General features: G+C 42.2%; 25 protein-coding genes, 1 pseudogene and 1 other annotated feature. Of the genes and pseudogenes, 4 read left to right on the top strand and 22 right to left on the bottom strand.

Features of this window, described 5'->3' with window-relative positions; all coding sequences use genetic code 11:
- Positions 1-46 precede the first annotated feature (46 nt).
- The 3 genes from FE005_RS12025 to FE005_RS12015 form a co-directional block, all read right to left on the bottom strand.
- On the bottom strand, positions 47-406 hold the full coding sequence (locus tag FE005_RS12025; protein ID WP_005473249.1) for a hypothetical protein: 360 nt from the start codon (positions 404-406) through the stop codon (positions 47-49).
- Positions 407-601: 195 nt separating this feature from the next.
- Positions 602-1,147 carry an ECF transporter S component gene (locus FE005_RS12020; protein ID WP_003126700.1) on the bottom strand — a complete coding sequence of 182 codons (546 nt, stop codon included), beginning with the start codon at positions 1,145-1,147 and terminating at the stop codon, positions 602-604.
- Positions 1,134-1,550 carry a DUF4430 domain-containing protein gene (locus FE005_RS12015; RefSeq protein ID WP_005473251.1) on the bottom strand — a complete coding sequence of 139 codons (417 nt, stop codon included), beginning with the start codon at positions 1,548-1,550 and terminating at the stop codon, positions 1,134-1,136. Before FE005_RS12015 ends, FE005_RS12020 begins: the two co-directional genes overlap by 14 nt.
- Before the next feature lie 146 nt (positions 1,551-1,696).
- On the opposite strand from FE005_RS12015, the gene FE005_RS12010 reads away from it, so the two are divergent.
- Positions 1,697-3,088 carry a C69 family dipeptidase gene (locus FE005_RS12010; RefSeq protein WP_138371845.1) on the top strand — a complete coding sequence of 464 codons (1,392 nt, stop codon included), beginning with the start codon at positions 1,697-1,699 and terminating at the stop codon, positions 3,086-3,088.
- A 165-nt stretch (positions 3,089-3,253) separates the two neighbouring features.
- Positions 3,254-3,388: a hypothetical protein gene (locus tag FE005_RS12005; protein ID WP_005473255.1), complete on the top strand. Its 135-nt coding sequence runs from the start codon at positions 3,254-3,256 to the stop codon at positions 3,386-3,388.
- Between the two features lie 140 nt (positions 3,389-3,528).
- Here FE005_RS12005 and FE005_RS12000 read toward each other — a convergent pair whose 3' ends face one another.
- The 11 genes from FE005_RS12000 to FE005_RS11950 form a co-directional block, all read right to left on the bottom strand.
- Positions 3,529-3,831, bottom strand: coding sequence for a hypothetical protein (locus FE005_RS12000; protein WP_003126704.1), 303 nt, complete (start codon positions 3,829-3,831; stop codon positions 3,529-3,531).
- A 166-nt stretch (positions 3,832-3,997) separates the two neighbouring features.
- The gene (locus FE005_RS11995; protein WP_003126705.1) at positions 3,998-5,344 is read right to left on the bottom strand and encodes a TrkH family potassium uptake protein; all 1,347 of its coding nucleotides are present in this window, start codon (positions 5,342-5,344) and stop codon (positions 3,998-4,000) included.
- 48 nt (positions 5,345-5,392) lie between these two features.
- On the bottom strand, positions 5,393-6,022 hold the full coding sequence (locus FE005_RS11990; RefSeq protein WP_005473260.1) for a V-type ATP synthase subunit D: 630 nt from the start codon (positions 6,020-6,022) through the stop codon (positions 5,393-5,395).
- A complete protein-coding gene (locus tag FE005_RS11985) occupies positions 6,003-7,403 on the bottom strand; it encodes a V-type ATP synthase subunit B (protein ID WP_103301105.1) in 1,401 nt (466 codons plus the stop codon). Before FE005_RS11985 ends, FE005_RS11990 begins: the two co-directional genes overlap by 20 nt.
- Entirely contained in the window at positions 7,387-9,174 is a 1,788-nt protein-coding gene (locus tag FE005_RS11980; protein ID WP_060814343.1) for a V-type ATP synthase subunit A, read from the bottom strand. Before FE005_RS11980 ends, FE005_RS11985 begins: the two co-directional genes overlap by 17 nt.
- Positions 9,175-9,189: 15 nt before the next feature.
- A complete protein-coding gene (locus tag FE005_RS11975; protein ID WP_003126710.1) occupies positions 9,190-9,501 on the bottom strand; it encodes a V-type ATP synthase subunit F in 312 nt (103 codons plus the stop codon).
- Entirely contained in the window at positions 9,491-10,471 is a 981-nt protein-coding gene (locus FE005_RS11970) for a V-type ATPase subunit (RefSeq protein WP_003126711.1), read from the bottom strand. Before FE005_RS11970 ends, FE005_RS11975 begins: the two co-directional genes overlap by 11 nt.
- A 3-nt stretch (positions 10,472-10,474) precedes the next feature.
- The gene (locus FE005_RS11965; protein WP_230320919.1) at positions 10,475-11,068 is read right to left on the bottom strand and encodes a V-type ATP synthase subunit E family protein; all 594 of its coding nucleotides are present in this window, start codon (positions 11,066-11,068) and stop codon (positions 10,475-10,477) included.
- A gap of 15 nt (positions 11,069-11,083) precedes the next feature.
- A complete protein-coding gene (locus FE005_RS11960) occupies positions 11,084-11,554 on the bottom strand; it encodes a V-type ATP synthase subunit K (protein ID WP_003126713.1) in 471 nt (156 codons plus the stop codon).
- Positions 11,547-13,514, bottom strand: coding sequence for a V-type ATP synthase subunit I (locus FE005_RS11955; RefSeq protein ID WP_138371844.1), 1,968 nt, complete (start codon positions 13,512-13,514; stop codon positions 11,547-11,549). The genes FE005_RS11960 and FE005_RS11955 overlap by 8 nt, the downstream gene beginning before the upstream one ends.
- A complete protein-coding gene (locus tag FE005_RS11950; RefSeq protein ID WP_230320918.1) occupies positions 13,492-13,824 on the bottom strand; it encodes a hypothetical protein in 333 nt (110 codons plus the stop codon). The genes FE005_RS11955 and FE005_RS11950 overlap by 23 nt, the downstream gene beginning before the upstream one ends.
- Before the next feature lie 116 nt (positions 13,825-13,940).
- Positions 13,941-13,992, bottom strand: a sequence feature (sodium ion sensor (DUF1646 type); this cis-regulatory element may regulate processes involved in with the transportation of sodium ions).
- Between the two features lie 190 nt (positions 13,993-14,182).
- On the opposite strand from FE005_RS11950, the gene FE005_RS11945 reads away from it, so the two are divergent.
- Positions 14,183-14,842 carry an NAD(P)H-dependent oxidoreductase gene (locus tag FE005_RS11945; protein WP_005473272.1) on the top strand — a complete coding sequence of 220 codons (660 nt, stop codon included), beginning with the start codon at positions 14,183-14,185 and terminating at the stop codon, positions 14,840-14,842.
- Positions 14,839-15,012, top strand: a complete 174-nt coding sequence (locus tag FE005_RS16865; RefSeq protein WP_175413547.1) for a hypothetical protein — start codon at positions 14,839-14,841, stop codon at positions 15,010-15,012. The genes FE005_RS11945 and FE005_RS16865 overlap by 4 nt, the downstream gene beginning before the upstream one ends.
- Before the next feature lie 220 nt (positions 15,013-15,232).
- Here FE005_RS16865 and dat read toward each other — a convergent pair whose 3' ends face one another.
- The 8 genes and pseudogenes from dat to FE005_RS11910 all read right to left on the bottom strand — a co-directional run bounded on the left by dat (position 15,233) and on the right by FE005_RS11910 (position 22,976).
- Positions 15,233-16,078, bottom strand: a complete 846-nt coding sequence (dat, locus tag FE005_RS11940) for a D-amino-acid transaminase (RefSeq protein ID WP_103301101.1) — start codon at positions 16,076-16,078, stop codon at positions 15,233-15,235.
- A 28-nt stretch (positions 16,079-16,106) separates the two neighbouring features.
- Positions 16,107-16,562 carry an N-acetyltransferase gene (locus FE005_RS11935; protein ID WP_138371842.1) on the bottom strand — a complete coding sequence of 152 codons (456 nt, stop codon included), beginning with the start codon at positions 16,560-16,562 and terminating at the stop codon, positions 16,107-16,109.
- A complete protein-coding gene (locus FE005_RS11930) occupies positions 16,549-17,652 on the bottom strand; it encodes an AI-2E family transporter (RefSeq protein WP_138371841.1) in 1,104 nt (367 codons plus the stop codon). Before FE005_RS11930 ends, FE005_RS11935 begins: the two co-directional genes overlap by 14 nt.
- Positions 17,653-18,055: 403 nt before the next feature.
- Positions 18,056-18,484, bottom strand: a complete 429-nt coding sequence (locus FE005_RS17040) for a GNAT family N-acetyltransferase (RefSeq protein ID WP_060814369.1) — start codon at positions 18,482-18,484, stop codon at positions 18,056-18,058.
- 207 nt (positions 18,485-18,691) lie between these two features.
- Positions 18,692-19,063 (bottom strand): annotated as a pseudogene (locus FE005_RS17035) (GNAT family N-acetyltransferase); the annotation flags it as partial.
- Between the two features lie 156 nt (positions 19,064-19,219).
- On the bottom strand, positions 19,220-21,118 hold the full coding sequence (locus FE005_RS11920) for an endonuclease MutS2 (RefSeq protein WP_138371840.1): 1,899 nt from the start codon (positions 21,116-21,118) through the stop codon (positions 19,220-19,222).
- 260 nt (positions 21,119-21,378) lie between these two features.
- Positions 21,379-22,320, bottom strand: coding sequence for an LCP family protein (locus FE005_RS11915; RefSeq protein ID WP_096710966.1), 942 nt, complete (start codon positions 22,318-22,320; stop codon positions 21,379-21,381).
- On the bottom strand, positions 22,317-22,976 hold the full coding sequence (locus tag FE005_RS11910; protein WP_138371839.1) for a phosphatase PAP2 family protein: 660 nt from the start codon (positions 22,974-22,976) through the stop codon (positions 22,317-22,319). The genes FE005_RS11915 and FE005_RS11910 overlap by 4 nt, the downstream gene beginning before the upstream one ends.
- Positions 22,977-22,988: the final 12 nt, after the last annotated feature.

Here is a 22,988-nt window from a genome sequence, read left to right as displayed (position 1 = left end):
AGCTTGGCGTTTGATCCGTTTTTGATTTTTCCTCTAAAATAAGTAGTCAGCTCGCCATCCGGGTAAACGTATCGATCAACTGTTGCTGCTCTTCTTTGATTCCGATCGCCATCGGTTTAATCAAAACCTTGATAGTTTTAGAAGGCGTCTGGATCAACACTTTTTTGTTCATGACACCAGTAATTTTCAATGTGGTGATCTCATGGATCAGCACGGTTTCCATGGCTTTTTGTTCAAAGTTCAAATCCAATTGAATCAAACTAATTTTTTCTTCATCAACGATTACGATATAATACTTTGGCAAAGGAATCGCCATTACTTTAGCTTCTTCAGCATAGCCAGCCAGTTTCCCATTGAATCTCGTCCGATATGCTTCTAGATCTTCTTTTTTTACGATCCACTTCATTGAAACCGCTCCCTTTCCAGTATAGGTTAAGAATACCCGATTTTGTAAGAGAACAACACAATTATGCTTGTAGCAGTATCTACAAGGAGAATCTTGCCAGATATCGATATAAAAAACAGTGTCATTGATCATTCTTTGAGACAGATCAATGACACTGGCAATGAATGCAATAAAGCGCTGAATCAGCAGATTGCACTAATGAATGAGCTTTTTAGCTGGATAATAACGGTGAAAAAGTCGTCGAAATATTGGCGCAAGTAGTCCATAAAAGAAGCCATTTCCAACAGCATGCAGCGTATCAAAACTTATTCCTTGCAGATAATAGCCCCAAAAGCTTGGTAAGCCTAGCAGATACACGCTGAGTAAGGAGACCACAAATCCATAAAGGAACCCTGCTAAAATACTAAAAATCACTTGCAAGATCAAGGAACGTTTAACGATGGGAACATGTCTTAATCCGCTCATCATGAGGATCACAACTGTATAACTTACTGCCTGAGCAATCGTCCAAATCCCCATCCCCATGTAAAAATTCGTAATCAAAAGGGATAACAATGCGACGATCAGTCCTCTGACACAGCCTAAATAAAGAGCCACCAATAAGAAAATAGCGGTCATTGGTTGTACATTTGGCAGTGGTTGAAACAATGTACGCCCCACCACTGATGCTGCTACTAGCAAAGCAAGATAAGCAATCTCTTGCACGGAAAAAGACATTTTTGTCGGTTTAAAATTTCTCATAGGTAAAAACGACTCGATCCTTTTCGGTAAGAGATGTATCTTTTGCGCCGGTATTGACCATCTCGTCATTGATCGTATAGGTCCAATAATAACCAGCCGCTTCATCTTGCGCTAATCCTTCAATACTGGTGATCATGCCTTTGTCTTCCACTAAATCAAAATTTTCCTTCATTATCTCCATTAAAGAGGTTCCTTCTTTGAATGACACCGTTTTGGCTGGTATTTGTTCAGGCTGCGCATCTGTCTTGTTCACAAATGAGATCTCAGCCGTCTGTTGCTTAACCACCGAGCTAGCTGTAGCTTGATTGCTGCCAGTCGTTGTTGTCTGGGTAGTAGCTTCAGAACAGCCGCTCAACCCAATCCCTGCCAGCCACAGCAAACTAAAAATAACGATTCGTTTCATTTTCTTCACTCCTTCTTTCCTATTTTACTAAAAGTCACACAGAAAGCGAACTAATTTTTAGTCGAAAGTTGATTGTCAATTTGTCTTTTACTCGCTATACTATGTTCAATTATCAACAAAATAATCTGAAGATCGGAGTTTTGTCAATGACACGCAAATCAGCTTCTTGTACAACCATGCTGGTAGGCAAAAACGCATCACTCGATGGCTCGACCCTCATTGCTCGCAATGAAGATGCCGGGGCAGTGTCCCTACCACAAAAATTTGTCGTAATCCAACCTGAACAACAGCCTGCTACGTTCCATGCTGTTTTAAGCGGGTGCAGTATTCCTTTACCGAAAGATCCCCTAAGGTATACTTCTACGCCTGAGGCAGATGAATTTCAAGGAGTCTGGGCTGCTTCAGGAATCAACAGCGCCAATGTCGCCATGACCGCCACAGAAACGATCACTACCAATGCGAGAGTTTTAGCTATCGATCCTTTGGTAAAAGAAGGCATTGGAGAAGCAGATTTTGTCAGTATCGTGCTGCCCTATATCCGTTCTGCTCGAGAAGGAGTCTTACGCTTAGGCGAGTTACTAGAAACTTATGGTACCTATGAGTCTAATGGTTTGGCTTTTGCCGATCGAGAAGAAATCTGGTATATGGAAACGATTGGCGGACATCATTGGGCAGCGATCCGAATTCCTGATAATGCTTATGTGATCGCCCCGAATCGAATGAATATCGCTACCTTCGATTTTGATTCTCAAGATACTTTATTTTCCGACGATTTACCTGATATGATTGTCAGCAATCACTTAAATCCAGACTTTGAAGGAATCAATTTACGTCATATTTTCGGCAGTGCAACAGAAAAAGATACTCGTTATAACAACCCTAGAGCTTGGTATATCCAAAAACAGTTCAGCGAAACCGCGTCGGATCCGCTTGACCAAGATCTACCTTTCATCTGTCTTCCGAAAAAGAAAATCAGCGTGATGGATGTAAAGTGGGCGTTGAGCAGTCATTTTCAAAATACCCCTTATGATCCGTACGGGAATGGAACGGCTAGTGAGAGAACTCGCTTTCGTTCGATTGCTCTCAATCGCAATCAGCAAGTGCATATTCTCCAAGTGCGCAGTCACGTACCTGATGAAATTGCAGGCGTTCACTGGTTAGCTTTTGGTCCCAATACCTTCAATGGAGTGGTCCCTTTTTACAGCAATGTGAATGAGACCCCGAAAGGTTATTGTGATACCACCACTACTTACGATCCGGGAAATAGCTATTGGTTGACTAAAACATTAGCACTGATCGGGGATCAAGACTATGATCTATACAGCGATCTAGCAGAACGGTTTGAACAAACAATCATGGCAAATTGTTTAGCGATTCAACAGAAGATCGATCAGACAATCCCATTAACAAATCAGTTATTGGAAGAAGCCAACCGTGAAATGGCCCAGCTTTACTTATCACATGCCACTCAATTACTAGGAGAAATGGTGGAAAGAGGCAATACCAAAATGAAACTGCGTTTTTCTTTGACAGATTGATTCTCCTTTAACCGATTATTTACATGAAATTGACTAGAACTCAATATCTTGCCTGTATACTATAGCTACCAATTAATTTTCTTTTTGCTTTGCAGCACGGCTTTTTCTCTACTGTCGTGCTGTCCCCTTCTGAAAATAATTGGAATCTACCTTGGAGGTATCGAAATGAATAAAGAAGAATTTCGCACAGTCACCAATGAGGTCGTACAAGGAATCGTCATCGTCAAGAATGACAATCAAAATGTCTGGATCATTCAAGACAAAGAAGGCTATTTCCACGTAGTAAGCAAAACGGCGTAAATCACTCACTGAATCTTATCAAAAAGAACCCGTGCTGCGAAAAGTTATCTTTTCGTTTACCACAGGTTCTTTTTAACTAGCAGTGTCTTTACTATGAAGAAGCAGATCAGCGGCAATAGTTCCCATTGACCCAAGCCATGCTAGTATTTTTGCATCAAGTTTTCAGTACCCTCTTGCCCATCACCATACACTGTCGATTGAATCGATGCAGTCGTATCGGCATGCTCTTTCCAATGCCCGAAAAAATACGTTCCGCATACTAAACTTGTTAGGAGTCCGATCCAGCCGTTGCTGAGCCATTCAACCAAAATCAGCAGTAAATAGATCAACTGCTGCGATTTTCTTGAAAGTTTCCGTAACAAGTACAGCCATTCTAGTAAAAAAACGACTAGCAGCACGGTCACAAAAGTTTTTCCTACAAACCACAATTCCCACAAGCTCATGGTCTTCCTACCTTTGGATTGTCCTAGCAGCTCTAACGAAATGCTGCAACTGACTCATTTAGTTCTTAGGAAGATCTTAGACGAGAAACCTTAAACTAACCTAAAAGTCGGCAATATTTTTCGGGGATGATTTCCATTGATCCAAAACAACTATTAATAACAGATCTTAGCCAATCATGACCGTTTCATCCGGGAATTTGTATCCGGCTTCTCGGCGGTTGGCTTTTGTCATCAATGAAAAAGCAACCGTCATGATGCCCACACGACCAATAAACATCAATAAGATGATCAATAATTTACCAAATACAGAAAGATACGGAGTCAATCCCATTGTTAATCCAACTGTTCCAAAAGCCGAAAAAACTTCAAAAGCAATGTACTCCAGTCCAAACTGAGAATTCCCCGGCATCGATTCTGTGATGGATAATAAAAAGATGGCAATAAAGCAAAGACTCAGTGTTAAGAAAAAGAGCGTGAACGCCCGCGAAACAGCCGCCTCTTTGATCGTTCTGCCAAAAACTTCAGCTCGTTTGCGCCCTTTCAACAAACTGCGAATCTTAATGATCAACACTGAGACCGTCGTGGTTTTCAGCCCTCCGGCAGTCGATCCAGAAGTACCGCCGATATACATGAGAATCATCGTCAACATTAACCCAGCCTGACTCATCTGGCCATAATCGATACTATAAAATCCAGCCGTTCGAGGGGTCACAGCAAGAAAAAATAACTGGAAAAAGCGACTAACAATGGAATCTCCTGATACGATACTGGAGTGATATTCGGTCACATAAAAACCAACCGTCCCTAAAATCAGCAAAACAATCATTGCCAACAAGGCAATACGGCTGTGCAACGAGCGTCTTTTTGAAGTAGCTAACAAGTCAAACCAGACCAGAAAGCCTAAGCCGCCGGCAATGATCAAAAGACTAATGACACCTAAAACAAAAGGATCCGACTGAAAAGAGACCAGACTATTCCCAAAAAGATCAAATCCAGCATTACAAAAGGAAGAAATGGCGTGAAAAATACTAAACCATAGGCCTTGCTGCCAACCAAAGCGTGGCACAAAAGACAGAGCCAACAGGCAGATCCCTAAAAATTGAATCAAAAATGCGATGCGGATAATGTACCAAGCCAATTGAAATTCGCCAGACATTCGGTCAAGATTGAGGGATTCTCTTAGAATCATCCGAGTGCTTAAATTGACCCTTTTTTTTGCTAAGATATAAAAGAAAACTGGGATCGACATAAAACCGATCCCCCCAATTTCGATCAAGATCAAAAGAATCGCTTGTCCGCCCATATTATACTGTTCAGAAATGGAAAAAGTCGAAAGTCCTGTCACACAAATCGCGGAAGTTGCGGTAAACAATGCATCTAAGAAAGGCACACCTTGCCCATCATTTGTTACAACTGGTAACATAAGCAACCCAGTTCCCATCAAGATCAACATCATAAAGACCAGTGTAACCAGCTGCGGTGCACTGATTTTTTTGGACATTCTTTTTTTCATCTTTCTTTCCTACCTTTATGCCAAGCAGATTTTCGACTGACGCGGCATTCACTTTGTTTTATTTTTTACCTTGATCATCCGAGTAACATTGGCGCGTTCATTTTCCTCAAGACGCATTTTGATCCCATAGATCGTCTCTTCCAATTCTGGTATCGTCAAATATTCTAGCGCATTGACCCGGCGGCGTGTTCGTTCTATCTCATCCGCCAGCAATTGACAGGTCTTTTCGATCTCTGTCAAAGACAATAGTTTAGGCAAGACATCGGTGAAACGTCCCATTGCCAGATCCAAAGGAACATTCGAGTTCACAAACCCATACTCGATCGGTGCCTGCATCACCACATCATCATAGTCGAATTGCATCACAGGCACTTCCACACTCATGATATTCTTGGTTGAGACATCAAGAGAAACTTCTGTTGCTGGCAAGATGAACATTTCTTCAATGTACTTTTCATTGATCGTGGCATTGGCTAGGCGAAAAGCCTTCATGGCACGATGTAATTGTGTTTCTACTTCTTTACGCAAAAGGTTGTTTTGTTTGATCAGTTCGATGAACTGACGCATCAACTCATCTTGTTTGTCTTTTAACAGTTTATGACCTCTTTTGGCAGTCGTCAACTGTTTGCTGAGGCGGCTTAGTTCCATGCGAGTTGGATTAACGGTTTGTCTGCTCATCTGCATCCTCTCCTTGTGGTAAAAACTCCTCTAGTAACGCATCGCTGATCCGTTTCAATTCTACTTTCGGCAGCATCGCCAACAGTTCCCACCCAAGATCCAACGTTTCTTCAATGGACCGATTTGTTTGATAACCTTGATCCAGGTATTCATTCTCAAAGCGTTCCGCAAACTTGGCATAGATTTTATCGACATCAGATAGTGCTGACTCCCCTAAAACGACTGCGAGTTCTTTGGCTTGCTTCCCTTGCGCATAAGCAGAGAAGAGTTGATTCATCGTTGATGCATGATCTTTACGAGTTTTGCCTTCACCTGTTCCCTTGTCCTTCAGCCGAGAAAGAGAAGGCAAGACATCAATCGGCGGCTGGATGCCGTTTTTGTATAACTCTCTTGAAAGAATGATTTGACCTTCTGTGATATAACCAGTCAAGTCAGGAATAGGATGGGTCTTGTCATCTTCTGGCATCGTCAATATAGGGATTTGGGTCACCGACCCTTTCACTCCCCGTAAGCGGCCAGCTCGCTCGTATAATGTGGAAAGATTCGTATAGAGGTAACCAGGATAGCCTCGGCGCCCAGGTACCTCACGACGGGCAGCTGATATTTCCCGCAACGCTTCACAGTAGTTGGTCATATCCGTCATGATAACTAAGACATGCATCCCTTTTTCATAAGCTAAATATTCGGCAGCTGTGAGAGCCATTCGCGGCGTAGCAATTCGCTCAATTGCCGGATCATTTGCCAAATTCATAAAGACAACAGACCGATCAATCGCTCCGGTTTGGCGAAAATCTTCCATGAAATATTCTGCTTCTTCAAACGTAATCCCGATACCTGCAAAAACAACCGCAAAGTCGTCCTCTGTGTCGAGCACTTGCGCTTGACGAGCGATTTGAGAAGCTAATTCTTTATGCGGCAGACCAGAACCAGAAAAAATCGGTAATTTTTGACCGCGAACAAGCGTATTCAAGTGATCGATAGAAGAGATGCCAGTTTGAATAAATTCATCTGGGTAATCTCGAGCCATCGGGTTGATTACTTCCCCATTAATGTCCATTCGTTTCTCAGCAATGATTTCTGAACCACCATCTTTGACTCGTCCTAACCCATCAAAAACCCGGCCAATCATTTCTTCAGAAACACCTAGCTCTAACGGATGTCCGAGGAAGCGCACACTGGATTCTCGTAAATTGATTCCGCCAGTACCTTCAAAGATTTGCACCAGTGCTTTATCTTCTTGAATTTCTAAGACTTGACCTTGACGAATTTCACCATTTTGCAGACGTACTTCGATCAGCTCTTCATATTTCACTCCTGAGACACGATCGACCGCCATCAAAGGACCGACAACTTCCCCGATCGTTTTATATTCTTTGATCATCCGTACGATCTCCTTTCTGCAAGATTTCTTTCATCGTATCTTTTATCTCGCTTTCCAATTTGCGGATTCCTTCTAAATCATCTTCCGGAAGATATTTCATGCGAGCGATTTTATCTCGCAGACGTTCTGTTCCCTGATAGATTTCTGTCAAATAGGCGCCTAATTCTAAAGCTTTTTGACCTTCGTCATGAAACAGTAAGATGGTCTGCAGCATTTCAAATTGTTTTTCTCGAGAAGTGAAAGTATCAACAGCATCAAAGGCATTTTGTTGTAAAAAATCTTCTCGCAATGACTTCGTGATCTCTAACAGTAGTTGATCTTTATCCGATAAGGCATCAATCCCAACTAGACGCACAATTTCAGAAAGTTCAGCTTCTTTTTGCAGCATCCGCATAGCCGTAGTCACATTTTTCGACCAATCCACTTGCAACTGACGATCCAGATAAGCGCCCATTTCATTCTCATACAGGGAATAGCTTTTTAGCCAATCGATAGAGGGAAAGTGCCTTTTTTGAGCTAACGTGGCATCCAGCCCCCAGAAAACTTTCACCACTCGCAGGGTGTTTTGCGTGACAGGTTCGGAGATGTCCCCTCCAGATGGAGATACTGCACTAATGGCAGTGATGCTCCCTTCTTGTTCCGAGCCTAAACAAATCACTTTACCGGATCGTTCGTAATACTCGGCTAAGCGACTGCCCAAATAGGCAGGATAGCCTTCATCACCTGGCATCTCTTCCAAGCGACCGGACATTTCTCGCAACGCTTCCGCCCAACGAGATGTGGAATCGGCCATAATCGCTACAGAATACCCCATGTCTCTGAAATACTCCGCAATCGTGATTCCGGTATAGATAGAAGCTTCCCGAGCGGCAACCGGCATATTGGAAGTGTTCGCGATCAGTACAGTACGAGCCATCAAGGATTCGCCACTTCGTGGATCAATCAGTTCCGGAAATTCATTCATTACATCCGTCATTTCATTGCCCCGTTCTCCGCAGCCTACATAGACCACTAAGTCCACATCTGCCCATTTAGCAATTTGATGTTGGACCACTGTTTTTCCCGCACCGAAGGGGCCAGGGACCGCAGAGGCTCCCCCTTTTGCGATTGGAAAGAAAGTGTCGATCACTCGCTGCCCAGTGATCATTGGCTCTACCGGATTTAATTTCTGTTTGACTGGACGACTGTGCCGTACGGGCCATTTTTGCAACATCGAAAAGGAGCGTTCTCCTTTTGGTGTCTCAAGAATATAAACCGTTTCATCAATCGTAAAATCACCAGCAAAAACTTCTTTGACCCGTCCTGTAACGCCATTAGGCACCATAATTTTGTGGAGGAGCAATGGCGTCTCTTGGACGACCCCGATAACCATTCCTGGAGTAACTTCCGTTCCCACCGCAATGGTCGGTTCAAAGGTCCATTTTTTCTCATGATCCAATGCAGGCAGCTGGACCCCTCGTTTCAAAAAGTTACTTTGGGTCAGCTCCATAAATGTTTCTAATGGCCGTTGAATCCCGTCGAACATTTGAGACATAATTCCCGGTGCTAACTCAACAGACAGCGGTTCTCCTGTTGTTCGGACGGGTTCTCCTGGTCCGATACCTGACGTTTCTTCATAAACTTGGATCGAAGCGATCGTTCCTCTCATCTCGATGATTTCTCCAACAACCCCCAGATCACCGACATAACAAATATCTTCTAAACTTGCATGGCCCATATCTTTTGCTAAAACTAACGGACCTGACACTTTAATTATTGTTCCTGTTTCCACAACATCAGCTCCATTCTATAGTATGTTTTGCCCAACGGCTTTTTCGACATTTTCCTGGATCATTTTCAGCCCTACCCCTTGGGATCCATCGTAATCTGGGATCAAGATGATTGCTGGTGAAACTTGCTGTTGGTATTTGGCAATTTCTTCTGGAATCAATGCCGCACATTTTTCTGTTACGTAAATCACCGCATACTCTTCTTTCACTAAGCACTGAAAGGCACGAGTCACTTCCGCTTTTGCGGTTGCGTAACACACTTGAAAGCCAAACAGCTGAAAAGGTAACACGGATTCTTTGCTGCCGATCACACCAATCTTAGCTGCCATAGTACCTCATCCTCTCTCTCAGCTCTTCTTCTGTGAAGCCACTGCGCTTTCCTACCAAAATCAGCCGCAAGTTCTGAATCTCCAATGTTTTGGCATTTAAAAACGCGAGTAATGGCATTGGTCCCAACGCTTCAGCAGCTACGAACTGCTGAGTAACTAAGTCATCTTTCACCAGTGCCAATGCAGCAAAATCGATCGTGGTCTCTTGTAATAGCGGCAGTAGCGCTTCTTGATAGCCAGTTTGTTTCAAAAAGGCGAGATAGTCAGTGAAGGAGGTTTCCGCAAAAGCGAGATAATCTTCTTTGGGAATACTTCCCACACTGACTAAAACAGCCGCCATAAAACTTTTTGATCTTTTTTGCAGCAAACAACGTGCAGCAATCGTGATATTCGTAAGGTCGATTCCTGTGATCACCGCATGTGTCAGTGCTGGAATATTTATTTTTTCGGCTAGGCGTCGTTGCTCATGTAAAAAGCGGCGATCGTAAATAATATCGATCCCTTGCAAAACAGCAGAACCTTCTAAGTATTCCCTTACTGCTTGGATCGTTTCAATGACTTTAGACGGTATACTTTCCGAAGATCCTGTTTGGATGGCATTTCTTAGTTCATCGATCGTATAGAATCCATCTTCGATCAGTAAATTGCTATAATCTCTCCCTGTTACATCTTCTTTGGTCAATACCTTCAAATTATGAAAGGTATACGGCAGCATGATCAAACGAAGCACATCAGGATCTGGAACGTTTTCTGCTAATTCTTGTATGGTTGTCAGCATTTCTTGATCCAGATACCCCTCAAATTTTTCGGAAAAATCAGCGCCCAGATAACGTTGATAATTCGTTTGCTGCAAGATTGCCATTACTTGATCCATAGACTCTGCTGCAATCAGCTGCTGCCAATCTTGCATTTGAAGCAAGGTTGTTTCTTTGATCCGAATCAGTGGATTCAATTGATGATAGCTCGCCATAGCTTACCCTCCTTTTTGGATCACTTTCAGCCAATGTTCTCTCGTTTCATTTTTGTATTCTTCTAGTAAAGCTTGGTAGGTGAAATTGTAGAAAACGCCATTGTCTTCTACTATAAACCCTGCTTGCTCCAATGGTTTGCCCATCCTTGCAAGATAAGGCAACCTTTGATTGACAGCAGTCAACCAATCTTTTGTCAAACTTGCTGACTGTTGCTGTCCACAACGAAAGATTACTTCTCCCGAAACGGGTAATTGCATTAATGTATTTTCCGCCAGATGTTGGACTGTATCAGGCGCCAATCCATTCATTTTTTGATAAGCTGCCGCGAATAATGTCTCCAGTTCTTTATGAGCTTGTTTAATCCCTTCTTGTTTGGCTGCTTTTATTCGCCGATTCATGTCTTGCTGATAGTTTTTTTCGATTTGTTTTTTTGCTTCTGCTGAATGGCGCTTGATTTCTAGTTCTTTTTGGGACCAGGCAGCTGCAAAATCGGCATCGATCCTTGTTTTAGTGTCCGTTTCGATTACTTGCCGTTTTTCTTTTGCTTCCCGATCTAGTTCAGCAATCATTTTGTCGATGGCATCCATTGCCTCCATTGCTTGTCGCCTCCTTTAAATGGACCCTAATAGTAGGAAAGAAATAACGAAGCCTAAGATCGCGTACATTTCCACCATGACTGAGAACATAACTCCTTTGAAAAAGTGTTCCGGTTTTTTAGCTAAGATTTGAATCCCTGATGCGGCCACTCTTCCTTGTGCGATCCCAGAGAACAATCCGGTAAAAGCTACCGGCAATGAAGCCATCAAATAGGCCATTCCGGTCACCGTCGACATCTCTGCTGCCAAACTGCCGTAGATCATAAAGGCAATCACAAAACCATACAAACCTTGGGTTCCTGGCAGTAACTGTAGAATCAGTGCCTGCCCAAATTTCTCAGGTTGATTCGTTGTCAACGCCGCAGCTGCTTCCCCTGTCATTCCAACACCCTTTGCTGAACCAATTCCAGAAAAAATCGTTGCGATTCCCATTCCTATAATCGCAAATACCATTCCACCGTTGTTATTAATCAAGTAATCAATCATCTTTCTTTCCTCCGTTTTCTTTTTCAAAATCGACATATTTTTCACTCGGCTTAAAGGTGTCGAACGCCCGGCCGCCACCTGTAAAGAATTTGCCAAAAAATTCTACATATTGTAAACGCGCTGCATGCACGTAAGCACTTAGTAATGACAAAAAGATATTTAGCGCCTGTAAGATCACTAACAGGATGATCCCAACAGAAAATCGTGCTACCGGCGGCATATAGCCCACTAATAAATTAAAGGCAGCGGCGATACTGCCGCCAGAGATCCCTAACGCCATCAAACGACTATAGCTGACAAAATCGCCAATATAGCTTGTTACCCCATAGAGATCATAGATCCCCATGAAAAAACCGCCAACTTTGGACTTTCCTTTAATGATCGGCACAATCACGATCAGCAGCCCGCTAAGTCCTGCTATAATCAATCCTAATGTGACGAGTGCTGGGGCGGTAAAGAGCCAATTTCCGGCAGCAGCAACCAAAAGTCCCGCCAGCAAGCCTTGCCAAGAAAAGCCTTGATTGACAGCTGCTAAAAAATCTTTCTTGCGAATATTTTCCTTCGCGGCCAAATAAAGACCTGTAAACAATTGGATCCCTCCAAAAATCATGGATAATCCAAAAATAGCCATAAAGTCTTTCGCTGGCGATAACAAATGAAATGGCAAAGTCGCTCCGAAAAACGAGCCATAGATCAATCCCCAAATCATCGTAGGAACGGATAATGTTTGAAACAGCTTCATAAACCGTTTCGTCCCTTTAGGTAAACGGAAAAAGTGCAGGCCAATAGTGGTCACCAGTGCCATCAATCCGCCATAGCCCAAATCAGCAACCATCATCCCAAAGAAGACATAATAAAAAGGTGTCATCCAAGGCGTTGGGTCGATCTCATCATATTTAGGCAAACTATACATTTCCGTCAACATTTCAAATGGTTTGATAAACGAAGCATTTTGCAGTTTGACTGGAACTTGATTCGCAGTCAATTCTTCTAAGGTAGGTTCATTGAATGAGCAATAGACTTCGCCGTTAAAAGAATCTGCCAGCTCTTTTTCAAGAGTCTGTTGATCTTGTTGCGCGACCCAGCCTCTCAAAACAGTATGATGTTTGCCAGTGACCAATCGTTTTCGTACCATTTTTCGTTGTTCTTTTGTCAAAAAATATTCTTCTGCTTGCTGCAAACAAGCAATCTTAGTTTTATACGTGCCAATCTGATTTGCCAGCTGTTTTTGCTGATCCGCTAGCTCTCGCAGTTTTGCCTGGGCCTCGTGCAACAGCACTTTTGGTTTTTTCAGACTGTCCGTATTTTCTTTTTTTACACTATATCGCTGAAAAACATTCTCAACTTCTGCAGAAAGCTTCTTCGGGTAAAGACAACTGAAATTTGTCTTTTTTGTATCCGAATAAATCATTTCCAGGTAAACAGCATCAAGTTGTTTGAGGGTCGCTGATATGGCTTCCCAATGAGAACTTTCAACACTGCCACAAAAGAAAGTGGCAAATGCCAACTCTTTTTCTTCGAGAGAAACATCCAGGTTTTGCCATTCCATTCCCCAGGTTTCTGATTGAGAAGCGGCTTGCATCGCTTCATGATTTTTTTGCCATTGCAACTGCAACTCTTCAATTTGTTCGACAAGCGTCAAGACAGTTTGCTCTTGAAAGGAGTCTTCAAATGCAGGCAGTTGTAAAGATTGGCGTTGCCACTCTCGTATTTTGCCGCTTCCGCCTTGTCGCCGAATGAACAAGATTGCTTCTTGGATCCTGCGAAGCGTCTCTGCGTAGCTAGTCGCTGTCTCTTGTTGATAATCAGCAAAAAATTCTTTGAGCCATGGTTGATTTTCTGCATTTTCAAAGACATCTTCAATCTCAACCATCTGTAAGCTTTGCAGTTTTTTCAATAACCGCTCTTGATGGTTTTCGGGGGCGATCAAGGTCAGCTTACTTAGTTTCGTGACTGCCATAAGTTTGGATCACTCCTTCAACGATCTGATCGACCACTTGTTCTTGACAGCGACGAACATTTTCTTGGAGATCTGCAATAAACTGTTGTTTCTCTGCTTCGATCTGTTCCGTCGTTTTTTGCAACGTTTGTTGTAATTGTTGTTCAAGTGCGGACTGTTCACGCAGACATGCTGCTCTCAATTCAAGTACACGCTGTTGTAGTTCCTCCTGCTTCTCTTCTTCGTAATCAGACAGCGCTCGTTGCAATTGCTGCACCTGCTGTTGATTATAGGCTTCTGCCTCTTGCAGGCGTTTCAGTGCCTCTTCCATCAAAATATCCCTCCTATTGTCAAAGTAAACAAGACAATTGAAAAATAGACACAAAAAAGGCATACCTCGTAAAGAAGTATGCCTTCAAAAAAAAGATCGGCACGCCTTCAAGAATGTTCTCCTCACCCCTTGGAGAACGTGATCCTTGAAGCATCGAAATGCTCAACCTTTGTCTGTCTTCTATTCAATTCACTAAACAGTATAGCAAAAAAAGACGGACGATTCAAGTCAGTAAAGATTTCACTGAACCAATAATGACTTTAGCCTCTCTCACATTTATCCTTCTAATTTAAAAGCAGAGTAGTTCCGTTTTTGCCAGAATTATGTTACATCTATAGGGAAAGGATTGATTTTCTTTATGATTAGAACATTAGTTATTGCCAGTCATCCGTCCTATGACGACTCTTTATCTCAACGTTTTTTTAGCGAAAGTGCCAAGATGCCTAATGTCAGTGTTCATATGCTTGACAAAGTTGCGGGGGATTTTGATTTAGAGATTGAGTTAGAACGATTGCAAACGATCGATCGTCTGATTTTCCAGTTCCCCCTTTATTGGTACCAAGTTCCTGCAAAAATGAAATGTTGGATCGATACGGTTTGGGAGGCAGCCAAACCCTACTTATTAAATAAAGAAATCGGCTTTGCGCTTTCTACAGGCGTTGCAGCCAAAGAATTTCAACTAGGTGGAAAAGAAGGAGCCAGTTTTTCTGAAATTTTGCGACCTCTAACTTTAATGGCACAAAAATACCAAATGACCATCTTACCGGTTCTCGTTCTCGATCAGTTGATGTATAAAACAGAAAAAGAGAAACGGCGATTTGTGATCGACTACCAGCAGCTGCTGACAATGGAAGCCCCCTTTTCATTTGCTGCCAAACAACAGTGGTTTATTCAAAGACTAGAAGCATTGACAGCTGAAAATCCAAAACTCGCTCCTCTTCTCGATCAACTTATCCAAAATCAGGAAACCTTACTTGAATTAGATGAAGCTCTTGCTGAAATGGAGGCTTACGAATGAATGAGGCATGGATCCACTCCTTGATTGAAGAACAAACCACGGAGACACTCAATTATCATGAGAAAGCCTTCTTGCAAGAATTAGAAGCGCTTTTGACACAACAACAAACACGAATTCAACTGAAGCAAGGCGAGTTGGACAGTAAATTATGGAATCCCCAAGACTGGTAAGACCATTTTTGACAACATGAAACGCCCAACAATTGATTGCTAAGCCCAGTAAACGACGTGTCTGAATGAAACAGAAACTTGAAAAATCTAAGTGTTCTGCTAGCACGTCTCTGATTCCTATTTCAACTAACATCTACTAAATGGTGAAATCCCCCAAAGAGGTCGCTAGTCAGCTAACTCTTTGGGGGATTTCTATCTCAGGTGGGTATATTGTTTGGAGTCAGTTCTTTTTGGTTGCTTCAATATACGCTTGTTGTAGTTTAGCAGTCACAGCCCCTTGCTGTCCAGTTCCCACCGGATGACCATCGATACCAACAATTGGCACGATTTCCCAGACAGAATTGGTAATAAAACACTCATCAAATTCTGCTAATCGATCAATCGCAACGGCTTCTTCCTTAATTGGTAGTTTCAATTCCTGACACAAGCTTAAAACTTTCATTTTTGTGATCCCAGGTAAAACCAGATTGCCATCCGGATGCGTATACACCGTTCCTTTGGAAACAAACCATAAATTTGAAGCGGAGGCTTCCGTAAAAAAGCCCTCTCGATGCAGTAGTGCTTCATCATAACCATTGGACCGAGCCTCCTCTAAAGAGAGCAGATTCCCCAAAAGGCTTAATGATTTGATGTCACAATGAAGCCAACGCTGGTCAGGGATTAATGTGGCTTGAAGACCATTACGCTGCATGTCCACTGGACGATGGAATGGAATAACATTTGCAGTAAGGACACTTTTTATCGTCCCTTGAGGAGGAAAAACATGATTTCGCGGACTTAAAACCCCTCTTGTCACTTGCAAATACACTTCTCCGTCAGTGATTCCCTCAATGTCGATCAATGAACGTAATCTGTCTTTGAGAATGGTGGTTTCATAAGGCAATGTCATTTTTATTTTAGCGGCACTGTTCTCTAGTCGCTGCAAGTGCTCTTCGGCCATGAACATTTTTCCTTGATAAATGCGAATAACTTCGTAGATTCCGTCTCCATACTGGTAGCCGCGGTCTTCGATATCGATTTGAACCTCTTGTCGATCAACGATCTCTTCATTCCATAAGACTTTCATGATAGCCTTCCCTCACTTTGCGATTTTATCAAAATTTTTTTTGGTAGATATAGGATAGGTCTTTACTATACCATTTTTCACCAATTTTTTTAAAGCCATTTTTTTCGTAAAAGCGCTGGTTTCTAAGGGAATATGCTGGTGTTTCTAGTATCCAGTAATCGACGGGAAATCGTTTTTCAAATAATTGCCAAGCAAGAGTCCCAGCCCCTTTACCAATAAAATCAGGGTCGAGACAAAAGTAGCAAATCTGGTGTTTACTAGGATTTGCCACAATCAAACCAATAATGCCATTTTCTTGCAGCAGGTAAAGACTGAGATCTGGATCTTGCTTCACTCGTTTCAATAATTCTCCATTATGATAGCCAGATGGACCGTCTCGTTTGTCTGCCCCCAAATGGTAGGCGGTATCTGCATCAAAAGAGGTCCGTATTATTTTTGCTAGTACAAAATCTTCTTTGTCCCCTGCATATTCAACGATTTTCATTTTCTTTTCCTTCTTGCTTTACATGTTTTTGCTGTTGATAATAGCGGGTCAACGTTCCTGCCATGTCCACCACGATCGAATAGACCGGCAGCGCAACGATCATTCCTACAAATCCTAATAAATTCCCGGCGATCAATAATAAGAAGACGGCAATGATAGGATGGATATGCAGCACTTTATTCATGACGATTGGTGAAACAACATACGACTCGCCAAATTGAATGATCGTAATGCCAATAACTAACAAGACTGCTGTTTTCATATCTTGACTCAGAGCAAACAAGAATGCTGGTGCCGCGCCGATAAAAGGACCAAAATACGGAATGATATCTAGAACACCACAGATTAAGCCTAGTAGCAAGGCATTTTGCAAGCCTAAAAATGTAAAGATTAGATAGCTGAAGACGCCAACATACAAACAGACAAGTAGCTTTCCGCTAATATATGCTGAAGCAGCTTGATGAAAATCTTGACACAACTGCAGAATAAGAGAGCGAAATTTTTTTGGTGCTTTCGAGACCAAAAGATCAGGAACCTTATGTCCATCTTTAAACATATAAACCAATAGCAACGGAATCGTGAACAAAACAATCGCTGAATGAGAGACGATTGCTACCAAACTTGTCAGACTATTCGTAGCCCCAGTGATAAACTGAGCAGCGAGATTACTGATTTGGTTGATATCCAATGAATCTAACAGTGGACCAAATAATTCCTCAAAAGAAGAATGATCGATATTGTCAATGATTCTGTTGATGATGTAAGGAATCTGATTGATAAAACGTGCCATTTCGTTAATCAGTGCCGGACCGATCACCTGAATGATTAAATAAGCAGCAAAGAGGATCAGAAGCAATGTGACATAAAGAGCGAGATGTTGATTGCTGCTCCTTTTTTTGATCAAATTGAAAAAAGGCAAAAAGATATAAAAAATAAATACAGAAATCAAAACGGGTAAAAAGACACTAGCAAAAATGGCTTCTAGCGGGCGGAAGACAAACAGAATATTTGAATAGATCCATATGCCTAGTCCCACCAAACAAATAAACACAAGTACTGCAAATAATTTCGACTTTTTTAATAGCTCCAAAGAAAAACCTCCTGTTTTTTTGTTAAACAATCATTATTAGTTTAGCATATTCACTATGTCTTAACCGATTTTTTTGTCACAAAAACAAATTTTCAATAAAATTATTTCATTAATGTTATTAAATTTGACGTTTTCTGAGTTCCCGCTAGAAAAATGAAACAAGAGGTTTGCTAGAGACAAGTCCTTGCTACGATCAAAAAAACTAGTGGCATCAGTCTGATAAACCTTCGATCACAACAGTCAAGATCAGCCATTATAAGACGACATCCAGAGGACGGCTTCTTTAGTGATCGAGTGTGTCTTCTTGGTTAAGACTTATGCCACTAGTTTTTCCTACTTCTTTTCTTACTTATTTACCTACTTACTTCCCTGTTTACTTTCCTACTTCTTTTCCTATTATTTGTTAGGAAGATAGACCTTCACTAACTTTGTTAGCGGCATATAAAAAGGCGACCGCATGACTTTTCTCCACTGTTTGGAACCCGCAAGCTTCGTAGAAAGCCCGCGTTTTTTTCGTATCGTCAGTTAATAAAATTTTTTGACGAATTTTCGGGTAGTCTCCTACTATTTTTTTTAGTAACGTTTGCCCGATTCCCTGCCGCTGGAATTCTTTCAATACGAGTAAATCTTGGATATACAAAATCGTTTGCTGATCCGTTATTCCTCGCACCAAACCAACTAAGCGCTCTTGCTGCCAAGCAGTGATCACGTGGGATTGCTGAAGTGCTGCCCACAAGACTTCTGGTTCGCGAATATACAAGGACCAGCCAGCATCTTGATACAACGAAAGGACTTGTTGTGGGTCCTCTGGAAGGTGTTTGCTATAGTGAATCGTTGATGAATTGTTTTCTTTCTTTTGAATTGCTGTTCCTTGGCCGTTCTCTGAGACAGCTAGCCATTGGTTATACGTGAGGCTAGTAAAGTGTTCTTTTCTTTGTTCATTTAACAGAGGAACCTCGACTGTTTGAGTTAACTGATAGACAAAACCGCATTTCTGTTGGACCCGCCAAGATTGTTCATTACCATCATAATAGCCTGCCCAAACCGTTAGCTTCGGTTCCCTGGCAAACTGATCAGCAAGGATCGCAGTCAACGCCTCCACTGTATAGCCTTGTCCCCAGTAAGCTTTCCCGATCCAGTAGCCTACTTCAACTGCAGGCGGGAGCATAAATTCTTTGCTGATTGGCATAATACCAATACTGCCAATCGGCGTGCCATCTTTCAGACAAATAGCATAAGTCGTTTCATTCGTGTTAAAAACATCCGTAATAATTGTTTCGCTTTCTGCCACAGATTGATGCGGCGACCAGCCGGCTCTTGGGCCGATAGCAGGATCTTTTGCCAACTCAAACAACTCTTTGGCATCAGAATTCTGCCAATGTCTTAAAATTAAACGCGTTGTTTCTATCATCTCTTTCCCCTCTTTCGGACCTTTGCTGTGAGCATCCTATATATTTTTTGCATTTCTAGCGCTATTTCTACCATTATTGGAAACACTTGCGTATTGTTGCAAAATAGCTTGATTTTTACTGAAAGTTATCTTTGCTAGCTTATTTCCTGCGATCAATTACGGTTGCGCACCGTCGCCTTTCGCAAATGCTTGCCTTTCCTGTGCTTGTTTTCTTAATTTCTTTTGCGCTTTCTTCGATCCACGGTCGATATCTCGGTTAAATTTCCGTTCTGCAAATGAATGGAACAGACTCTCCAAGTCATACCCTGCTGGATATAATTCTTCACTAGACATCAGAAGCTTGACTTTTCTAGTGGGAACGATAACCAATGATTCATCCAGCAAAATCTGTGCTTGATTGCTTTCTAAATAAGCATAAAACAAGCCCGTTTGATTTGTCTCTGTGTAAGAGATGCGATCGCCTTTTTTTAAAGTAGCCACGGATACTTGCTGTCGTTCTTTCTGGATGCCTTTAAATACTGCTTTTTCCGTTGGATACTGTTTCGTTTCTAAGTATCGTTGTGCTTTAGCAACGATTTCTTTAGAGACTGACATCTTTTCTGCGATCCAAAAGGCATTACTGGTACCCACAGCATCAGAAAGCAGCCGATATTTAGGTGTCAATGTTTCTGGATCAAAAGCCATTGCAGCCGTATGGAAATCTTGATGATCAATAGCAAACTGTTTGATTTCCCCATAGTGGGTAGTAGCGATCAAAAGCGCTCCTGAATGATAGATGGCTTCCATGATCGCAATCGCTAAAGCAGCTCCTTCATTTGGCTCTGTTCCGCTGCCGATCTCATCCAGCAATACAATGCTTTGCCGTGAAGCATGCTTGACGATTTGGGCAATGTTGTTCATATGTCCCGAAAAGGTACTTAATGCGTTCGCTAAACTTTGTTGATCCCCAATATCCATCCACAGATTTTTCAAAAATGGAACCTGACTTCCCCCAGCATGTGAAGGAAAGAGACCATAGTGCGCCATCACACAAACCAGTGCCACAGTTTTTAACACCACCGTCTTCCCACCGGCATTGGGACCTGTGATCACCAGACAGCGAGCATCGTAACCAAGTTGTAATGACAGAGGAACTGCTGCTGCTCCTAACAATGGGTGTCGAACTTCCTGTAAGTCGATTACTTCTGCTTCATTGATTTCTAGCGGAACACCATGAATTTCACGACAGTATTTTGCTCGAGCAAAGATGATGTCCAATTCAACCAATACATCCAGACAGGTAAAAATTTCTGTTAAGTTTTCTGCAAGCAGTCCAGTCAATCCAGCTAAGATTTGATACTCCTCGGCAGTCTCCTCTGCTTTGGCCATTATCAAGCGATCGTTCAAGCGAATCACTGCTTCTGGTTCAATGAAAACTGTTGCCCGTTTATTGGAGCGTTCAATAATCTGCCCTTTGATCTGATGTTGAAATTCGGAGCGCACAGGTAGTGTGTAGCGATCATTTTTTTGAATGATTCGTGCATCTTGTAATAGTCGTGGATCTTGCAAAAACTTTGAAAAGACTTTTTTCAATTCTGCTTCATGCTTGGCTATTTGTCCCCGGATTTTCCTAAGTTCACGACTTGCATCGGTGTCAATCCGGCCATTTCGGATTTTGTCAAAAATTGTTTGTGCGGTGTCTGAAAAATCCGTTAATCCTTGCGCATAGCCAGTAAGCCGCGGTGTCTGCCACTGGTTTTTTTCAAACATCTGACGGATCAATCGAAAAGACCGTAAAAAGTCTCCATAATCGATTAATTCTCTCGGCTCTAAAATCAAGCCTTTTTCGATTTTTGTCGTATGATGCAGAATATCAGACAGGCCCATGAATGGCACTTGTTGCCCAGAGCCTAAGAGGGCCATTGCTTCTTGTGTCTCCGCTAGTCTTTTTCTAGCGGAATGAATAGAAGAGGCCGGTTGTTGTTCGGCAAATCGTTGCTTGCCATAATCACTAAGGATTCGTTGACTAACAGTTGTTTTAATTGTGTCAAATTCAGTTTCTTGTGGGATATTCATATGAGGTCCTTTCTTGTGCCCGTGAAACGTCTCTCCTCCACGTTCAAAAAAAGTGTACAAAAAAGGTGACAGTTCCCCATCACCTGTTTTTATCAATAACGATTTTGATCGGTATCTGCAGGCACAACAAATAAACTTAGTATTGTTTATTTGTTTAAATTTGCTGGTTAGATACCTAAGACACTCATCAAGAGACCTCTTTCTTTTTTTGAACGATTTTCTTTATTTTAGTATATCTATGATCGAATTGTCAACATCATCTATTCTGCCGGTTCATTATGTGTTTGCATATCCAATTCAGAATGTAATCGCTGGATCGCTAGCTGTCGTTCCTCATCAGAGATTGCTTGGTAAGAAATCCCTGCTTCTCCTTGCAAGCCATCTCCCGTAAAGCCTGTCCCCTGTATTTGATAGAGATCAACTGTTGTTAGGGCAGTCTGGTAACTCGTTATTAATCGTGAGATCTGCTGAAAAGTGAGATCCGTTTGGCCGTTTTCTCCAACGATCGACATGAGCTCTTGGTACTGGAACAAACTTGACAGAGACAGCAATTCTTTAGCGAGGAGCTCAGTCACTTGTCGTTGTCGTCTCTGCCGGCCATAATCCCCTTCTGGATCATCTTTACGCATCCGAGTATACTGAAGTGCTGCCCAACCATCTAATTGAAGCTCCCCCTCTGGGTAATGAATTTTCTCAGCCGTAAACTCAAAATCGTTGTAAACTGTGATTCCGCCAATCGCATCTACAAGATCTGCCATGCCATCCATATTGATCGAGAAATAATGATGAATTGGGATCTGTAAAAATTGTTCGATCGAAGCGATCATCATTTCGGCGCCCCCAAATGAGTGGGCATGATTGATTTTATCTTTGAAACCTTTACCAACAATCTCTACATAAGCATCACGAGGAATACTTGTAATGGATGTCCGCTTATTTTTTGGATTCAATGTCACGATCATGATCGTGTTCGCACGATAGTCTGTTTTTCGCTTTGAATCATTTGCGATACCCAAAAGGAGCAGACTTAGGGGTTCTACCTCTTCAATTACTGTTGCTTCTCGCCCTTTAATCGGTGCGTGCATGGTTTGAACCGTTTGTTCTGCACGAAGAACGATGCGCAGCGCATAGACTGTTCCAACGGTCACAAGCAGTGTTAAACTAACCAAAAGCGTCAGCCAAACTTTCTTTCCATTCGTCATGGTCTTCTCCTTTGCTTGAATTTATCGGATAAATTGTTACTTTTACTCGTAAGAATCCTTTCAGTCCATTCATAAGTCATCAATGTGATCCCACTTGCTAAACAGATACTTGCGAGGGTATCGCTTGGGTAATGAACGCCTAAATAAAAGCGGGAAAATATTACTAAAAGAATGAAAGAGCCGCCGAGGATAGCCAACAGACCTTTTTTCTTAAACAAAAATCGAGTGAAAAGCAAACAGGTAGTCACCAGTGTAACAGCTAGCAGGGTATGGCCACTGGGAAAGCTGTGTGAATCGCGAACCATCCCAGCTTCTAGGACTGGGCGTGGCCGCTGAATCAGCCATTTCATCACTTGACCGATACCACTCACTACAATCAGATTTCCTATTCCCCAGATTGCCCAAACTCGTTGCTGCTTTTTCCATAAATAGATGCCCAAAAGCAGAAATAAACCAGTTATTGGTAGGATCGTAGCAGTCGAAGCGATGGCCAACATGATTTGGTCTCCTAAAGCAGTGCGCATCTGAGGCAAATTCCAAAAGAGTCGGTCTATCCTTTGAAACCAGTGTGGCTGATGCAAGACTAGGATCGTCAATAAAAAAAACAATGCAATAAAGCTAAAACTGACCGTCATCCGACGAGTTCGATTGAACATTTTAGTAAACTC

Origin of the sequence: Enterococcus sp. M190262 (genome assembly GCF_005843965.1) — a bacterium.
GTDB lineage: Bacteria > Bacillota > Bacilli > Lactobacillales > Enterococcaceae > Enterococcus_D > Enterococcus_D gallinarum.
Note: the sequence above shows the minus strand (reverse complement) of the source record. Positions and strands in the feature narration are given on the sequence as shown.

What these genes read in the sequence shown, in the direction of transcription:
- FE005_RS12025 (WP_005473249.1), bottom strand. Translation starts at nt 406, where the DNA reads ATGAAGTGGATCGTAAAAAAAGAAGATCTAGAAGCATATCGGACGAGA.
- FE005_RS12020 (WP_003126700.1), bottom strand. Translation starts at nt 1,147, where the DNA reads ATGAGAAATTTTAAACCGACAAAAATGTCTTTTTCCGTGCAAGAGATT.
- FE005_RS12015 (WP_005473251.1), bottom strand. Translation starts at nt 1,550, where the DNA reads ATGAAACGAATCGTTATTTTTAGTTTGCTGTGGCTGGCAGGGATTGGG.
- FE005_RS12010 (WP_138371845.1), top strand. Translation starts at nt 1,697, where the DNA reads ATGACACGCAAATCAGCTTCTTGTACAACCATGCTGGTAGGCAAAAAC.
- FE005_RS12005 (WP_005473255.1), top strand. Translation starts at nt 3,254, where the DNA reads ATGAATAAAGAAGAATTTCGCACAGTCACCAATGAGGTCGTACAAGGA.
- FE005_RS12000 (WP_003126704.1), bottom strand. Translation starts at nt 3,831, where the DNA reads ATGAGCTTGTGGGAATTGTGGTTTGTAGGAAAAACTTTTGTGACCGTG.
- FE005_RS11995 (WP_003126705.1), bottom strand. Translation starts at nt 5,344, where the DNA reads ATGAAAAAAAGAATGTCCAAAAAAATCAGTGCACCGCAGCTGGTTACA.
- FE005_RS11990 (WP_005473260.1), bottom strand. Translation starts at nt 6,022, where the DNA reads ATGAGCAGACAAACCGTTAATCCAACTCGCATGGAACTAAGCCGCCTC.
- FE005_RS11985 (WP_103301105.1), bottom strand. Translation starts at nt 7,403, where the DNA reads ATGATCAAAGAATATAAAACGATCGGGGAAGTTGTCGGTCCTTTGATG.
- FE005_RS11975 (WP_003126710.1), bottom strand. Translation starts at nt 9,501, where the DNA reads ATGGCAGCTAAGATTGGTGTGATCGGCAGCAAAGAATCCGTGTTACCT.
- FE005_RS11970 (WP_003126711.1), bottom strand. Translation starts at nt 10,471, where the DNA reads ATGGCGAGCTATCATCAATTGAATCCACTGATTCGGATCAAAGAAACA.
- FE005_RS11965 (WP_230320919.1), bottom strand. Translation starts at nt 11,068, where the DNA reads ATGGAGGCAATGGATGCCATCGACAAAATGATTGCTGAACTAGATCGG.
- FE005_RS11960 (WP_003126713.1), bottom strand. Translation starts at nt 11,554, where the DNA reads ATGATTGATTACTTGATTAATAACAACGGTGGAATGGTATTTGCGATT.
- FE005_RS11955 (WP_138371844.1), bottom strand. Translation starts at nt 13,514, where the DNA reads ATGGCAGTCACGAAACTAAGTAAGCTGACCTTGATCGCCCCCGAAAAC.
- FE005_RS11950 (WP_230320918.1), bottom strand. Translation starts at nt 13,824, where the DNA reads ATGGAAGAGGCACTGAAACGCCTGCAAGAGGCAGAAGCCTATAATCAA.
- FE005_RS11945 (WP_005473272.1), top strand. Translation starts at nt 14,183, where the DNA reads ATGATTAGAACATTAGTTATTGCCAGTCATCCGTCCTATGACGACTCT.
- FE005_RS16865 (WP_175413547.1), top strand. Translation starts at nt 14,839, where the DNA reads ATGAATGAGGCATGGATCCACTCCTTGATTGAAGAACAAACCACGGAG.
- dat (WP_103301101.1), bottom strand. Translation starts at nt 16,078, where the DNA reads ATGAAAGTCTTATGGAATGAAGAGATCGTTGATCGACAAGAGGTTCAA.
- FE005_RS11935 (WP_138371842.1), bottom strand. Translation starts at nt 16,562, where the DNA reads ATGAAAATCGTTGAATATGCAGGGGACAAAGAAGATTTTGTACTAGCA.
- FE005_RS11920 (WP_138371840.1), bottom strand. Translation starts at nt 21,118, where the DNA reads ATGAATATCCCACAAGAAACTGAATTTGACACAATTAAAACAACTGTT.
- FE005_RS11915 (WP_096710966.1), bottom strand. Translation starts at nt 22,320, where the DNA reads ATGACGAATGGAAAGAAAGTTTGGCTGACGCTTTTGGTTAGTTTAACA.
- FE005_RS11910 (WP_138371839.1), bottom strand. Translation starts at nt 22,976, where the DNA reads ATGTTCAATCGAACTCGTCGGATGACGGTCAGTTTTAGCTTTATTGCA.